We start from the raw sequence: 14,711 nt of genomic DNA, 5'->3' as shown, positions 1-14,711 counted from the left end.
TGTGCTCCGGGCGCGTTCAGGCCCGTTTCAGGTCGAATCCCGTTCGATCAGGCGAAAAGGCATCGATTGGCTCGTGCCGGGGGCCGCATTCCCGCGCTGCAGGCGATCGAGCAGCACTTCGGCGGCCGCCTTGCCGAGGTCGTACTGGAACTGCGAGACGGTGGTCAGCGACGGCGTGACCAGCCGGGCCGCGAAGATGTCGTCGAAGCCGGCGATGGCGACGTCGCCGGGAACCGACAGCCCCGCCTCTCGCGCCGCCGCCATGGCGCCGATCGCCATCAGGTCGTTGGCCGCGAAGATGGCGTCCGGCCGGTCCGACAGCGCCAGCAGCGCCCGGGCGGCGCGATGGCCGCCCTCCTCGGTGAACTCCTGGTCGGCGACGATCATCGGGGTGCCGCCCGCCGCGACCAGCGCCGATTCGTAGCCGTGGCGGCGGCCGTCCTGCGGCCCGCCGATGCCGGCGACCATGGCGATGCGGCGGCAGCCGCGCCCGACGAGATAGCGCGTGACCTCGGCGGCGGCGGCCTCATTGTCGACATAGAGGTTGTCGACCGGCAGCGGCCCGCCCGTCTTGGGCCGGGATTCGATGCGGACGACGCCGATATCGGCATCGGTGAGCGGCTTGAACTCGGTGGCGCGCAGCGTGAAGAACACGCCAACGATGCCGTCGACGCGGCCCTCCAGGCTCCAGTTGATGAAGCGCTGCTCCCGCTCGGCCGTGCCGTCGGTGTTGATGGTGATGACGTCGTAGCCGGCATCGTCGGCCACCGCCTGCAGCCCGCGCAGCAGCGCCGGGTAGAACGGGTTCGAGATGTCGGGCACGACGCAGGCGATGGTCATGGTCCGGCTGGTCTTCAGCGCCTGGGCCCAGCGATTGGGGACATAGCCGAGGTCCCGCACCGCCTTCTGCACCCGCTCCCAGGTCTCGGCCGGGATCGAGGGCGAGGGCGTGCCGTTCAACACCATCGAGACGGTCGTCTGCGACACGCCGGCAAGGCGAGCGACGTCGCGCTGGGTGATGCGCCGGGCTTTGGGGCTGTCCATCTCGGCCTAGTGATACGTATTACTGATACGTATCATCCCGAATCCGGTGGCACCTGGCAAGGGGGTTGTGATTCCGGCTTGCGCCGATCCGGCCCAAATGGTTGATTAATCGTGTAATCAACCCGCTGTGACAGGCCAGCCGATGCCCGGCCGCCCGCCCTCCATGCTCGACCTCGCGCGCCGCCTCGGCGTGTCCAGGGCGACCGTGTCGAACGCGCTGCGCGGCAAGGGCCGGCTGTCGCCGGAGCTGGCCGGCCGGATCCGGGCGCTGGCGGCGGAGCTGCACTACATCCCCGCCCATGCCGGCCGCGCCCTGCGCACCGGGCGCAGCGCCACCATCGGCCTGATCGTGCCGGATTTCGGCCAGCCGCTGTTCCCGATCTTCGCCCAGGCGATCGAGCGCGCCGCCAAGCGCCGCGGCTTCGCCGTGCTGGTCGGCGACAGCCTGGGCACGGCGGAGGGCCAGGCGGCGGAGATCGACAACCTGATCGGCCGCGGCATCGACGCGCTGGTGATCATTCCGACCCGCGGCACGACGGTCGAAGCCGGCAGCCAGCCGGTGCCGGTCGCGGTGATCGACAGCGCCGCCACCCGCGGCAACACCGCGTCGAGCGACCACCGCGACGGTGGCCGGCAGGTCGCCCACCACCTCGCCGACCTCGGCCACCGCGACGTCCTGCTGCTGGCGGGGCCGACGGATTCGAAGGTGGCGCGGGAACGCACCGCCGGCATGGTCGAGGTCTTCACGGCCGCGGGCGTCGCGCCGCAGGTCCGGCACTCCACCACCAGCTTCGAGGCCGGCGCCGAGATCGGTGCGGCGGTCGACCCCGCCGGCTTCACCGCCTGCGCCGCCGCTTATGACGCGCTGGCGATCGGCTTCGTCACCGCCTTGACCGCGCGGGGCGTGCGGGTGCCGCAGGACATCTCGGTCACCGGCTTCGACGACCTGGTCTGGGCCCGGATCGTGTCGCCGCCGCTGACCACGGTGCGGCAGGACCTCGCCGCCATCGCCGACCATGCCCTGGCCGTCGCCACCGGCGAACGCCAGGGTAGCCGCCTCTTCCCCGTCGACCTCGTGCTGCGGGCGTCGACGGCAAAGCCACGCCACAAGAACCAACACCTGACAGGGGGTGCATCATGAGGACGACACGGATTGCCGCCGGCGCTGCGCTGGCTTTTCTCGGCATGGCCTTGCCCGCCTTCGCCGAGACCCCGACCCTGACCATCTCGGTCTACGGCATCGCGCAGGACGCCTATAAGAAGGACCTGTACGACCCGTTCGAGGCGACCTGCGGCTGCACCCTGGTGGTCGAGACCGGCAACAGCAGCGAGCGGCTGGCGAAGCTGGAGGCCAACAAGGCGGCGCCGGTGATCGACGTCGCCGCCATTGCCGACTTCAACGCGCTGGAGGCGGTGCGCAAGGACCTGGTCCAGCCGATCGACGTCTCGAAGCTGGCCAACTACAACACGCTGTACGACATCGCCCAGGACCCGCTCGGCGGGCATGTGGCGGTCGGCTACACCTTCTATTCCACCAGCATCGTCTACCGCTCGGACAAGGTGTCGATCACCAGCTGGAAGGATCTGTTCAAGCCGGAGCTGGCCGGCCGCATCGCCCTGCCGAACATCACCACCACCCAGGGCCCGTCCGCCATCTACATGATCGACAAGGCCGAGGGCGGCACCACGCCCGACCTGAAGGCCGGGATCGACGCGATCGCCGCCAACCGCGAGGGCGTCGTCACCTTCTATGAGCGCGGGTCGCAGATCCCGCAGCTGTTCGAGCAGGAGGAGATCCTGGCGGCGGTGGTCGGCCGCTTCGGCTGGGCCAACATCCGCAAGCTGGACCTGCCGATCAAATGGGCGACGCCGAGCGAAGGCCAGACCGGCGGCATGAATGTGCTGACCCTGGTCAAGGGCACGAAGAACGAGGCGCTGGCGCTGAAGTTCATCGACTACTGGCTGTCCAAGGAAGTGCAGACTCGGCTGGCCACCGACCTGGTCGACAGCCCGGCGAACAAGAATGTCGAGGTGCCGGCCGAGACCGCGGAATCGCTGACCTATGGCGCCGAGACCGCCGCCAGCCTGCACTTCATCAAGCCGGCGGACATGCTGGAGAACCGGGATGCCTGGGTCGCCGGCTGGAACGCCAAGGTCACCCAGTAGGCCCCGGAAGGACGCGGAGGACGGGCGCCATGTTCGAACGACGAGGCATCGGCCTGGCCCTGATGGCGCCCGCGGCGCTGTTCGTCGCGGTCGGCTTCCTGCTGCCGGTCGCGATCCTGCTGGCCGGCAGCTTCCAGTCGGCCGCCGGCTGGGGGCTGGAGAACTTCACCAACTTCTTCGCCCAGCCGCTGAACCGCGACGTGTTCTTCCGCACCTTCCGCCTGGGCCTGGCGGTCACCGCGGTGTCGGCGGTGGTCGGTTATGCCGTGGCGCTGGTGATCGTCGACGCCTCGCCCGGTGCCAAGGGCAAGCTGGTCGGCCTGCTGGTGCTGCCGCTGATGATCTCGCCGGTGGCGCGGACCTATGCCTGGCTGGTGATCCTGGGCCGCACCGGCATCGTCAATGTGGCGCTGACTGGGATCGGCCTGACCGACGAGCCGATCCGCTTCCTGTTCTCGGAAACCGCGATCTTCATCGGCCTGATCCAGCTGTTCTTCCCGCTGATGGTGCTGCCGCTGGTCAGCGCGCTGGAGAACCTGCCGCCGGACGTGGTGCCGGCGGCCCGGGTGCTGGGCGCATCCTGGTGGACCGTGTTCCGGCGCATCCTGCTGCCGCTGACCCGCGAGGGGCTGGTGGTCGGCGGCACGCTGGTCTTCGTCGGCTCGCTCACCGCCTATGTCACCCCGGCGATCCTCGGCGGGTCCAAGGTGCTGATGCTGGAGACACTGATGTACCAGCGCGTCTCGGTCGCCAACGACTATGCCGCGGCCGGCGTGATCGCGGTGATCCTGATCGGCATGAGCATCCTGACGAATGTGGTGCTGAAGCGGCTGGCCACGGCGCGGCGGAGGGTCGGCTGATGCGCATCGCCGGCCGCACCCTGCTGCTTGCCGTGATGGTGTTCCTGATCGGGCCGTTCCTGCTGATCTGCGTCGCCGGGCTGTCGGGCGGCGAGACCCTGTCCTTCCCGCCGCAGGGGCTGTCGCTGCGTTGGGTCGCCAAGGTGTTCGAGGTCGAGAGCTTCCGGTCCAGCTTCGCCCTGTCGCTGGCGCTCGGGCTCGGCGCCACCGGCGCGGCGCTGCTGCTCGGCATCCCCGCCGCCTATGCGCTGGAACGCTATGAGGTGCCGGGGCGCGAGATCATCCGCACCGTGGTGACCGCGCCGATCATCGTGCCCGGCATCATCGTCGGCCTGGCCCTGCTGCGGCATCTGGTGATCCCGGCCGGTATCCCCGTGATCGCGGCGCTGTTCGTCGCCCACACCGCGCTCCTGGTGCCCTATGCCGTGCGCATCGTGTCGGCCAGCCTGCGCAATCTCCGCGTCGACATGGAGGAGGCGGCGGTTCTGCTGGGCGCCAGCCGGGCCGGCGCCTTCTTCCGGGTGGTGCTGCCCAATGTGCGCAGCGCCGTGATGGCCGCCTTCGTCATCGGCTTCGTCACCTCATTCAACCAGGTGCCGGTGTCGCTGTTCCTGTCCGGCCCGGGGGTGTCGACCCTGCCGATCGACATGATGTTCTACATGGAATTCAACTACGACCCGTCGGTCGCCGCCCTGTCCGGTCTGCTGGCGCTGATGTCGCTGGCGATCGTGCTGGTCGCCGAACGCCTGCTGGGGCTGTCGCGCTATGTCTGAGGATTTCCTGCGTCTCGACGGTCTGACCCTCGCCTATCGCGGCCAGGTCGCGGTCGATAGCCTGAGCGTCTCGCTCGGCCAGGGCGAGTTGGTCGCGCTGCTAGGCCCCTCCGGCTGCGGCAAGACCACGACCATGCGGGCGATCGCCGGGCTGATGGCGCCTGCGGCCGGGCGGATCACGCTGGCCGGGCGCGACATCACCCGCGTGCCGGCCAACAAGCGCGGCGTCGGGCTGGTGTTCCAATCCTACGCGCTGTTCCCGCATCTCTCGGTGCTCGAGAACGTCGCCTTCGGCCTGCGGCTGAAGCGCCTGCCGGGCGAGGAGATCGGCCGCCGCGTCACCGCGGCCCTGGCCAATGTCGGCCTGGCCGATTTCGGCCAGCGTCTGCCCAAGGCCCTGTCCGGCGGGCAGCAGCAGCGCGTCGCCCTGGCCCGGTCGATCGTGGTCGAGCCGCAATTGCTGCTGCTGGACGAGCCGCTGTCCAACCTCGACGCCCGGCTGCGGCTGGAGATGCGCAGCGAGCTGAGCCGCCTGCAGCGCGAGCTCGGCATCACCATGGTCTATGTCACCCATGACCAGTCGGAAGCCCTGGCGCTGGCCGACCGCATCATCGTCATGCGCGCCGGCCGGATCGAACAGATGGGCACGCCCGACGCGATCTACGAAGCCCCCTGTTCCCCCTTCGTCGCCCGCTTCATGGGCTTCGAGAACACCTTCGCGGTCGAGCACGGCCGGTTGGCCGCTTTGGGCGGCAGCCTGGCGCCCGGCTTCGCGCTGCCGGGGGCGGCGAAGGCGCTGGGCTGGCGGCCGCAGGCGGTGGCGCTGGGCACCGGGCCGCACCAGGGCCGGGTGCGCGGCGTGTCCTATCTCGGCCAGACCGTCGAATACCTGCTGGAGACGCCGGCCGGGCCGGTGAAGGCCGAGGTGCCGGCGGCGGCGCCCCGACATGCGGCGGGGGTGGACATCGCCTTCGATCTGCCGCTCGCCGCCGCCGCCGTGATGGAACGGGAGTGACCGCCATGCGCCAGGTCTGGATCGACACTGACATGGGCTTCGACGACATCGTCGCCATCGCCATGGTCGCCGATGCGGCCGACGTGGCCATCGCCGGCCTGTCGCTGGTCGCCGGCAACGCGCCGCTGGAGCGGGTGACGCGCAACGCCAGCGACGCCGCCGGCTTCTTCGGCTGGACCATGCCGATCCATCCCGGCCGCGACCGGCCGCTGGTCGGCGCGCTGATGACCGCCGCCTATGCGCTGGGCGACAGCGGCATGCCCAGCACCGGCCGCCGCTTCCCCGAAGCAGACACCGCCTTGTCCGCCGAGCCCGCGCTGCCGGCCCTGGCGCGCTATCTCGAAAGCGGCGGCGGCGACATCCTCACGCTGGGGCCGCTGACCAACATCGCCGCGCTGCTGGCCGCGCGGCCGGATCTGGCGCCCCGCATCGGCCGCCTGGTCTGGATGGGCGGCAGTGCCGGACCGGGCAACCACACCGCGACCGCCGAATTCAATGCTGCCGTCGACCCCGAGGCGATCCAGCTGGTAATCGATGCCGGCGTCCGGATCGCGATGGTCGGGCTCGATGCCTGCCGGCCGGTGCAGGTGTCGGTGGCCGATGCCGACCGCCTGCGCGCCGTGGGCGGCGACAAGGCCGCGGTGCTGGGCGACCTGCTGGACGGCTATGCCCGCATCATCCAGCCCGACGGATCGGCGCCGCACACGCTGTACGACCCGGTGGCCGCGGCCGCCTATCTGGAGCCGGAGACGGTCGCCTTCCGCCCGGCCCGGCTGGATGCCGAACTGTCCGGCCGCCTGACCCGCGGCATGACTGTCGTGGAATGGCGGGTGCCGCGCAAGGCGCCGGCCAATGCCGATATCGCTACCGTGCCGGATGTCGAGCGGATCCGCGCCCTGGTGCTCGGCGCGCTCGACCGCGCCGCGTCTTCCGCCCAACCGAGGCTGCCGTCATGACCCGTGAACCCCATGACCTCGACGACTCCAACCTGCGCGACCGTGCGGTGCGCGCCGCCCAGGGGCTGGAGCCCTTCGATGTCCTGATCACCGGCGGCCAAGTGGTCGATGTCGCGACGTCGGAGATCCGCGCCGCCGATATCGGCCTGGTCGGCGCCCTGGTCGCCAGCGTGCATGCGCCGGGCAGCCGCAGCGACGCGGCACGCACCATCGACGCCACCGGCCGTTTCGTCGCCCCCGGGCTGATCGACACGCATATGCATGTCGAAAGCTCGATGGTGACGCCGCGGCGCTATGCCGAGGTGGTGGTGCCGCAGGGCACGACCACGATCTGCTGGGACCCGCATGAGGTCGGCAACGTCGCCGGGCTGGCGGGGGTGCGCTGGGCGATCGATGCCGGGCGCGACCTGCCGCTGCGCATCCTCACTTTGGCACCGTCCTGCGTGCCCTCCGCCCCCGGGCTGGAGGTCGGCGGCGCCGATTTCGGCGGCGGCGAGATGGCGGAGATGCTGCGCTGGCCCGAGATCACCGGCGTCGCCGAGGTGATGAACATGCGCGGCGTGCTGGACCGCAGCGAGCCGATGCAGGGCGTGGTCGGCGCCGGCCTGGCCAGCGGCAAGCTGGTCTGCGGCCATGCCCGCGGGCTGGAGGGCGCGGCGCTGCAGGGCTTCGCCGCCGCCGGCATCCAGTCCGACCACGAGGTCACCTCCGGCGACGATCTGCTGGCCAAGCTGCGCGCCGGCTTCGCCATCGAGCTGCGCGGGTCGCACGACTATGTGCTGCCCGGCGCGGTGGCGGCGCTGGCCACCCTGCCCCACCTGCCGCAGACCCTGACCATCTGCACCGACGACATCTTTCCGGACGATCTGGTCGCGGTCGGCGGCATCGCCGATGTGCTGCGGCGGCTGATCCGCTACGGCATGAAACCGATCGATGCGATCCGGGCGGCGACGCTGAATGCGGCGATGCGGCTGGGGCGCCGCGACCTCGGGCTGGTCGCGCCCGGCCGCCGCGCCGATCTTGTCATCCTTGATGGGCTGGAGACGCTCGGCGTCGAGCGGGTCTTCGCCTCCGGCCGCGAGGTCGCGGTCGATGGTCGGCTGACCACCGGGCCGCTCGGCCGGCCGGCGGACGCCTTCCACGACAGCGTCAAGGTCGCGCCGCTGACCGCCGACGACTTCGTCCTGCGGCTGCCCGGCCGGGACGCCGCCGTGGTGAATTCGATCTTCCGGCCGCGCTTCACCGAATGGCGCGCGCTGGAGGTGGCGGTTCAGGACGGCACGGTGGTGCTGCCGGACGACAAGATCCTGATGGCGGTGATCCACCGCCATGGCCGGCGCCCGGCGGTGCCGCAGATCGGCATCCTGGACGATTGGGGCCATTGGCGCGGCGCGCTGGCCACCACCATTTCGCATGACAGCCACAACCTGACCGTGTTCGGCCGCGATCCGGCCGATATGGCGGCGGCGGCCAATGCGGTGATCGCGGCGGGCGGCGGCATGGCGGTGGCCGAGGGTGGCGCGGTGACGGCGCTGGTGGCGCTGCCGGTCTGCGGCCTGCTGTCGGACGCGCCGGCGACCGAGGTGGCCAGCGATTTCGCCGCGCTGAAGGCGGCGGCGGGCGGGATTGCCGACTGGCAGCCGCCCTACCGCACCTTCAAGGCCGTGACCGGCGCCAGCCTGGCCTGCAATCCGGGGCCGCATGTCACCGATCTCGGCCTCACCGACGGCACCACCGGCGAGATCCGGCCGCTGGAAGCGGCGGTCTGAACCCTGGCGGCCCGTCCGCGAACCACGCGTTCGGGGACGGGCCGGACCAGAAGCCGATCAAGCCCGGGCCGCGGCGGCCGTCTTGTCGGCGGCCAGGCGGGCATCCAGGCTGAAGCTGCCGGCCCCGAAGGCGACGACCTGCAGGAAGCCGCCGGCGATGGCGATGTTCTTCAGGAAGTGGATCATCTGGTTCTGGTCGCCGAAGTCGAAGTGGAACGACAGGGCCGTGACCACCGAGAACACGGCCAGGACCAGGGCGACGGCGCGGGTCTGGAAGCCCACCAGCAGCAGGATCCCGCCGCCGAGTTCGATCAGCAGGGCGACGGCGTAGGCGATCTGCGGCAGGGGTAGGCCGACCATGCTGATGTAGCCCATGGTCGCCTCGGGCGCGGCGAGCTTGCCGAAGCCGCTGAGCAGGAAGAGGAGGGCGAGCAGCAGCCGGCCGACGGCCGGGACGAGGGATGTCGAGGGGTTCATGTCGATATGTCCTGGGTTTCGCTCTGAGGGACCGGAGGGTTCGGCGGCAGAGGACCCTAGGGGCATTCGCATATTCGAAAAATCCGTATAATATCGAATGATCTTTTCAAGAGATTAGAAATGCCAGAGCCCGGACTCCCGACCTTCGACCAGATCCGGGTGCTGCTCGCCGTCGCCGAGGCCGGCAGCTTCGCGGCCGCCGCCCGCGGGCTGAACCGCGCGACCTCGGCCATCACCTACGCGATCGACCATCTCGAGGCCCAGCTCGGCGTGCCGCTGTTCGACCGGGTGACGACCCGCAGGCCGGAACTGACCCAGGCGGGCCAGGCCGTGCTGGCCGAGGCGCGGGCGGTGGCCGATGGCGTCGACAAGCTGCGGGCGCGGGTGAAGGGGCTGCTGGAGGGGCTGGAGCCGGAAGTCTCGCTGGCCGTCGACGTGATGCTGCCGACCGCCCGGCTGGTCGACGCCCTGCAGGCCTTCCAGGTGGAGTTCCCGACCGTGCCGCTGCGCCTGCATGTCGAGGCGCTGGGCGCGGTCACCCAGCTGGTGCTCGACGGCACGGCCACGATCGGCATCACCGGGCCGCTGAACATCCGCACCGAGGGCACCGAGCGGCTGCAGATCGGCGCGGTCCGGATGCTGGCGGTCGCCGCCCCCTTCCATCCGCTGGCCCGCCCGGGGTCCCGCCTGCCGGGGGAGGTGCGCGACCATATCCAGCTGGTGCTGACCGACCGTTCGCCCCTGACCCGGGGGCATGATTTCGCCGTCGCCAGCGTGAAGACGTGGCGGCTGGCCGACCTCGGCGCCAAGCACGCGCTGCTGCTGGCCGGGGTCGGCTGGGGCGGCATGCCCGAGCCGATCGTGCGCGGCGACATCGACGCCGGCCGGCTGGTGGCGCTGGACCTGCCGGACTGGCGGCCGGGCGTCTACACCTTCCAGATGACCTACCGCACCGACACCCCGCCGGGGCCGGCGGCGCGCTGGCTGATCGAACGCTTCGCCGGCCAGGCCTGAGCGGCCCGGCCACGTCCGGGCTTCGGCCGCCCGCGCATTCTGCTAGCCTGGGCGGACGCCGCGGGAGCCGGCGGGGTCAGGGACGGGGGCGCGGTGGCGGACTGGCTGCTTTGGGCGATCGCCCTGGGCTATCTCGGGCTGCTGTTCACGGTCGCCTTCCTCGGCGACCGCAACGCCCCCTATTGGCGGTCCGGCCTGCGCGAGCCGCTGGTCTACGCCCTGTCCCTGGCGGTCTACTGCACCTCCTGGACCTTCTATGGCGGCGTCGGCCGGTCGGTGTCGCACGGGCTGGACTTCACCCTGATCTATGTCGGGCCGATCCTGGTGATCGTGCTGGGCTATCCCATGATGCGGAAGATCATCCGCGTCGCCCGGATCCAGAACATCACCTCGGTGGCCGACTTCATCGCCGCCCGCTACGGCAAGAGCCGCGTGGTCGCCGCCATGGCGACGGTGATCGCCCTGGTCGGGGTGCTGCCCTACATCGCACTCCAGCTGCAGGCGGTGTCGCTCAGCTTCGGCGCCCTGGCGGCGGGGCCGGAGGCCGCCCGGCAGCTGGGTGCGCCGCCACCCTTCTGGGCCGACACCGCGCTCTACGTCGCCCTGACCATGGCGGTGTTCGCCATCCTGTTCGGCGTCCGCCACGTCCAGGCCAATGAGCGGCACCAGGGCATGATCCTGGCGATCGCCTTCGAATCCCTGGTCAAGCTGGGCGCGCTGCTGGCGGCCGGGGTGTTCGTCACCTTCGTCATGTTCGATGGGCCGGGCGACTTGGCCGCGCGGCTGATGGCCCATGCCGACCTGCGGGCGCGGGTGGACGGGTTCTCGATCGGACCGGAATGGGTGTCGATCCCGGTGATGTCGGCGCTGGCCTTCATCTGCCTGCCGCGCCAGTTCCATGTCGCCGTGGTCGAGGCCGGCCGGCCGGCCGACCTGCGCACCGCCAGCTGGCTGTTCCCGGCCTATCTCGGCGCCATCAACCTGTTCGTGCCGGCGATCGCCGTCGCCGGGATGCTGACCCTCGGCGCCGCCGCCGACCCCGACCTGTTCGTGCTGGCGCTGCCGGTGGCGGCGGACCAGCCGCTGCTGTCGCTGGCCGTGTTCCTGGGCGGGCTGTCGGCATCGACCGGCATGGTGATCGTCGAGACCGTCGCGCTCAGCACCATGATCAGCAACGAGCTGGTGATGCCGCTGCTGCTGCGCAGCGGCGCCGCCTCGCGCAGCGACGGCGCGCTGGGCCTGCTGCTGCTGCGCGTCCGCCGCATCGCCATCCTCGCCATCCTGCTGCTGGCCTATGGCTATTACGCCGTGATCGGCGGGCGGCTGCCGCTGGCCGCGATCGGCCTGATCGCCTTCTGCGCCGTGGCCCAGCTCGGCCCCGCCCTGATCGCCGGGCTGTACTGGCGGGGGGCGCATCGCCACGGCGCCTTCGCCGGCATGGCCGGCGGCTTCCTGGTCTGGGTCGCGGTCTTCCTGGTGCCGTCCGTGTCCGATGCCGACGGGGCCTCGCTGCTGGGCACCGAGGGGCTGCTGTGGGGCATGGTCGACGGCTTCGACGCGCTGACCCGCGGCGCCTTCTGGAGCCTGTCGCTCAACACCGCCCTGCTGGTCGGCGTGTCGCTGCTGGTGCGGGCCGGCGAGCGCGACCGCCAGCAGGCCGACGCCTTCGTCGCGCCGGCGATCGAGGCCCGGCGCGGCCCCGGCACCCCGCACCGCGCCGCCGCCTTCGACGACCTGAAGCGGCTGGTCGGCCGCTTCGTCGGGGCGGAGAAGGCGGCCCTGGCCTTCGGCGGCCCGGCCGCCATGCTGCGCGACCGCGACCTGGCCGACTACACCGAACGCCTGCTCAGCGGCGCGATCGGCGCCGCCTCGGCCCGGATCATGGTGGCCGCCACCATCCGCCGGCAGCGGACCTCGATCGGCCGGTCGCAGACCCTGCTGCGCCAGGCGTCCGAAGCCATCCTGTTCAACCGCGACCTGCTGAGCGCGACGCTGGAGAACATCGGCCAGGGCATCGGCGTGTTCGATCGCGACCTGCGCCTGGCCGCCTGGAACGGCCGCTTCGTGGCGCTCTTGGAGCTGATGGAGCCGCTGGTGCGGACCGGCATGCCGCTGGAGGCCCTGGTCGAGCCCGGCCATGGCAGGGACGCCCTGTTCGATCTGTCGGTGCTGCTGCACGAACAGCGCGACCCGGCGCTGCGCCACCAGACCCACAGCCATGAGCGGCGCAGCGCCGACGGACGGGTGCTGGAGCTGCAGACCAATCCGATGCCCGATGGCGGCTTCGTGCTGGTCTGCACCGACGTCACCGAGCGGGTGACGACGCTGGACGCGCTCCGCGAGAGCGAGCGCCGGATCCGCATCTACACCGACAACGTCCCGGTGCTGATCGCCTATGTCGACCGCGACGAACACTACCGCTTCACCAACCGTCCCTATGAGGAAGCGCTGGGGCTGGAGCGCGGCCAGGCCAACGGCCTGCCAATCCGCACCGCGCTGGGCGAGGAACGCTATGCCCGGCTGAAGCCGCGGGTCGACGCGGTGCTGGCCGGGCGGCGCCAGGAGTTCGAGATCGACTTCACGTCCGCCGGGGTCGAACTGGCGCACGGGACCTACATCCCGCATCGCGACGAGACCGGCCGCATCGTCGGCTTCTTCACCCTGTACCAGGACATCACCGAGCAGCGCCGGGCCGAGGCCGCCCTGCGCGAGACCGCCGAAACGCTGGAGCGTCGGGTGGCCGGGCGGACCCGCGAGCTGACCGCGCTGAACCAGGAGCTGACCGCGGCCAAGGCCGCCGCCGAGGCCGCCAACCTGGGCAAGACCCGATTCCTGGCCGCCGCCAGCCACGACCTGCTGCAGCCCTTCCACGCCGCCCGGCTGCTGACCGCGACCCTGGCGGAACGGCTGGCGCGACGGCCCGAGGCGCCGCTGGTGCGGCACATCGACGGCTCGCTCGGCGCGGTCGAGGAGCTGCTGCAGGCACTGCTGGAGATGTCGAAGCTGGATGCCGGCGCCTTGCAGCCCCAGCCGCGGCCGGTGGCGGTCGAGGAGATCCTGCGCGGTGCGGCGTTGCCATTCGAGCCGGTGGCACGCCGCCGCGGCCTGCGCCTGCGGGTGGTGCCGTCGACGGCGCTGGCGGTCACCGATCCGGCGCTGATCCGAAGGATCGTCCAGAACCTGGTGTCCAACGCGGTGCGCTACACCCGCCAGGGCACTGTCCTGGTCGGGTGCCGCCGCCGTGCCGGCCAGGTGATGATCCAGGTCTGGGACAGCGGGCCCGGCATCGCGCCGGAGCAGATCGGCACCATCTTCGAGGAGTTCCGCCGTCTCGACGGCGCCGCCGACGACGAACCGGCGGGGCTGGGCCTGGGCCTGGCCATCGTCGACCGCATCGCGGCGATGCTCGGACACAAGGTCTCGGTGCGGTCCTGGCCGGGCCGCGGCAGCGTGTTCGAGATCGCCCTGCCGGCCGCGGACGGCGCCCTGGCGGCCCGGCCGTCACCCCAGCCCCGGCGGCGGTCGCCGGCGACCAGCCTGGACGGCCGGCTGGTCCTGTGCGTCGACAACGACCGCGGCATCCTGACGGCGACCCGGGCGCTGCTGGAGCAATGGGGCTGCGCCGTGGTCACGGCGACGGATGCCGCCGGCGCGCTGGACGCCATGGCCGGCCAGGGTCGGCCGCCGGACGCCGTGCTGCTGGACCATCACCTCGCCGGCACGGAAACCGGGCTGGACGTGCTCGATGCCCTGGAGGCTATGTTCGGGGCTCCGCTGGCGGCCGCCCTGGTCACGGCCGACCGCACGGACGCGCTGAAGGCCACCGCCGCCGCCCGAAAGCTGCCGCTGCTGCACAAGCCGCTGAAGCCGGCGGCGCTGCGGGCCCTGCTGGTGCAGATCGCGGCGAAATCGCTGACCGAGCGATCAGTCTAATCGGGCAGCGGCCCGAACAGACCGAGTTGCCTGATCGCGATCACCGCCTGGGTCCGGCTCTGGACCCCGAGCTTGCGGAAGACATGCGACAGATGGGCCTTCACCGTGGCCTCGGTGATCGACATCTCGAAGGCGATCTGCTTGCTCAGCTTGCCTTCGGCCAGCAGCAGCACGACCCGCAGCTGCTGCGGCGTGAACTCGGCCACGCGGCGGCTCAGCTCCCCCGGCGACGGCGGCGCATCCAAGGCATCGGGGAACCACAGCCCGCCGCCGAGCACGGTCTCGATCGCCTCGCCGATCCCGGCCAGCGGCGTCGATTTCGGCAGGTAGCCCGAGGCCCCGAACTCCATGGCCTGGCGGATCACGCCGGGATCCTCATTGGCCGAAACCATCACCACCGGCACCGTGGGGAAGGACGCGCGCAGCGAGGCCAGGCCGCCATAGCCGTTCATCCCCGGCATCGACAGGTCGAGCAGCATGAGGTCGACCGCCTGCCGCTCCAGCACCGGCGCGATCTCGGCGAAGCTGCCGACCTCGATGACGCGGACCGGGACCGGCATCACCTCGGCCAGCGTCTCGGCGAGGGCGCGCCGGACCATGGGATGGTCGTCTGCGATCAGGACAACGGTGGCGTCGGTCATCTTCCCCCAAGCAAAAGGCCGCGCCCATTGTGGGCGCGGCCTCAGGGAAGACACAAGCGCCGG

At 71.3% G+C, this 14,711-nt stretch carries 12 protein-coding genes; 9 read left to right on the top strand and 3 right to left on the bottom strand.

Annotation, left to right across the window (positions count from 1 at the left end):
* Positions 1 to 27: 27 nt before the first annotated feature.
* Entirely contained in the window at positions 28 to 1,044 is a 1,017-nt protein-coding gene (locus tag E9232_RS20525) for a LacI family DNA-binding transcriptional regulator (protein WP_309796961.1), read from the bottom strand.
* Between the two features lie 163 nt (positions 1,045 to 1,207).
* On the opposite strand from E9232_RS20525, the gene E9232_RS20520 reads away from it, so the two are divergent.
* The 7 genes from E9232_RS20520 to E9232_RS20490 are packed head-to-tail and all read left to right on the top strand — an operon-like array spanning position 1,208 to position 8,583.
* Positions 1,208 to 2,185, top strand: coding sequence for a LacI family DNA-binding transcriptional regulator (locus E9232_RS20520; RefSeq protein ID WP_309796959.1), 978 nt, complete (start codon positions 1,208 to 1,210; stop codon positions 2,183 to 2,185).
* Complete coding sequence (locus E9232_RS20515) at positions 2,182 to 3,210, top strand: ABC transporter substrate-binding protein (protein ID WP_309796957.1); 1,029 nt, start codon at positions 2,182 to 2,184, stop codon at positions 3,208 to 3,210. The genes E9232_RS20520 and E9232_RS20515 overlap by 4 nt, the downstream gene beginning before the upstream one ends.
* A 29-nt stretch (positions 3,211 to 3,239) precedes the next feature.
* Complete coding sequence (locus tag E9232_RS20510; RefSeq protein WP_309796956.1) at positions 3,240 to 4,070, top strand: ABC transporter permease; 831 nt, start codon at positions 3,240 to 3,242, stop codon at positions 4,068 to 4,070.
* Positions 4,070 to 4,843 (top strand): ABC transporter permease, encoded by a 774-nt coding sequence (locus E9232_RS20505; RefSeq protein WP_309796954.1) that lies wholly within the window; start codon positions 4,070 to 4,072, stop codon positions 4,841 to 4,843. Before E9232_RS20510 ends, E9232_RS20505 begins: the two co-directional genes overlap by 1 nt.
* Positions 4,836 to 5,858: an ABC transporter ATP-binding protein gene (locus tag E9232_RS20500; RefSeq protein ID WP_309796952.1), complete on the top strand. Its 1,023-nt coding sequence runs from the start codon at positions 4,836 to 4,838 to the stop codon at positions 5,856 to 5,858. The genes E9232_RS20505 and E9232_RS20500 overlap by 8 nt, the downstream gene beginning before the upstream one ends.
* A gap of 5 nt (positions 5,859 to 5,863) precedes the next feature.
* A complete protein-coding gene (locus E9232_RS20495) occupies positions 5,864 to 6,814 on the top strand; it encodes a nucleoside hydrolase (protein WP_309796950.1) in 951 nt (316 codons plus the stop codon).
* Positions 6,811 to 8,583, top strand: coding sequence for an adenine deaminase (locus E9232_RS20490; RefSeq protein ID WP_309796948.1), 1,773 nt, complete (start codon positions 6,811 to 6,813; stop codon positions 8,581 to 8,583). Before E9232_RS20495 ends, E9232_RS20490 begins: the two co-directional genes overlap by 4 nt.
* A gap of 57 nt (positions 8,584 to 8,640) precedes the next feature.
* Here the strand turns inward: E9232_RS20490 and E9232_RS20485 are convergent, their stop codons facing one another.
* The gene (locus tag E9232_RS20485) at positions 8,641 to 9,060 is read right to left on the bottom strand and encodes a DoxX family protein (protein ID WP_309796946.1); all 420 of its coding nucleotides are present in this window, start codon (positions 9,058 to 9,060) and stop codon (positions 8,641 to 8,643) included.
* A gap of 120 nt (positions 9,061 to 9,180) precedes the next feature.
* On the opposite strand from E9232_RS20485, the gene E9232_RS20480 reads away from it, so the two are divergent.
* Positions 9,181 to 10,074 carry a LysR family transcriptional regulator gene (locus E9232_RS20480; protein ID WP_309796944.1) on the top strand — a complete coding sequence of 298 codons (894 nt, stop codon included), beginning with the start codon at positions 9,181 to 9,183 and terminating at the stop codon, positions 10,072 to 10,074.
* Positions 10,075 to 10,167: 93 nt separating this feature from the next.
* A complete protein-coding gene (locus E9232_RS20475; RefSeq protein WP_309796942.1) occupies positions 10,168 to 14,007 on the top strand; it encodes a NahK/ErcS family hybrid sensor histidine kinase/response regulator in 3,840 nt (1,279 codons plus the stop codon).
* On the opposite strand, the gene E9232_RS20470 is transcribed toward E9232_RS20475, so the two are convergent.
* Positions 14,004 to 14,648: a response regulator gene (locus E9232_RS20470; protein WP_309796940.1), complete on the bottom strand. Its 645-nt coding sequence runs from the start codon at positions 14,646 to 14,648 to the stop codon at positions 14,004 to 14,006. The genes E9232_RS20475 and E9232_RS20470 overlap by 4 nt on opposite strands.
* Positions 14,649 to 14,711 lie beyond the last annotated feature (63 nt).

Source organism: Inquilinus ginsengisoli, from assembly GCF_031453975.1.
Classification (GTDB): Bacteria; Pseudomonadota; Alphaproteobacteria; order DSM-16000; family Inquilinaceae; genus Inquilinus; species Inquilinus ginsengisoli_A.
The sequence above is the reverse complement of the archived record's forward strand: the minus strand, read 5'-3'. Positions and strand labels throughout refer to the sequence as shown.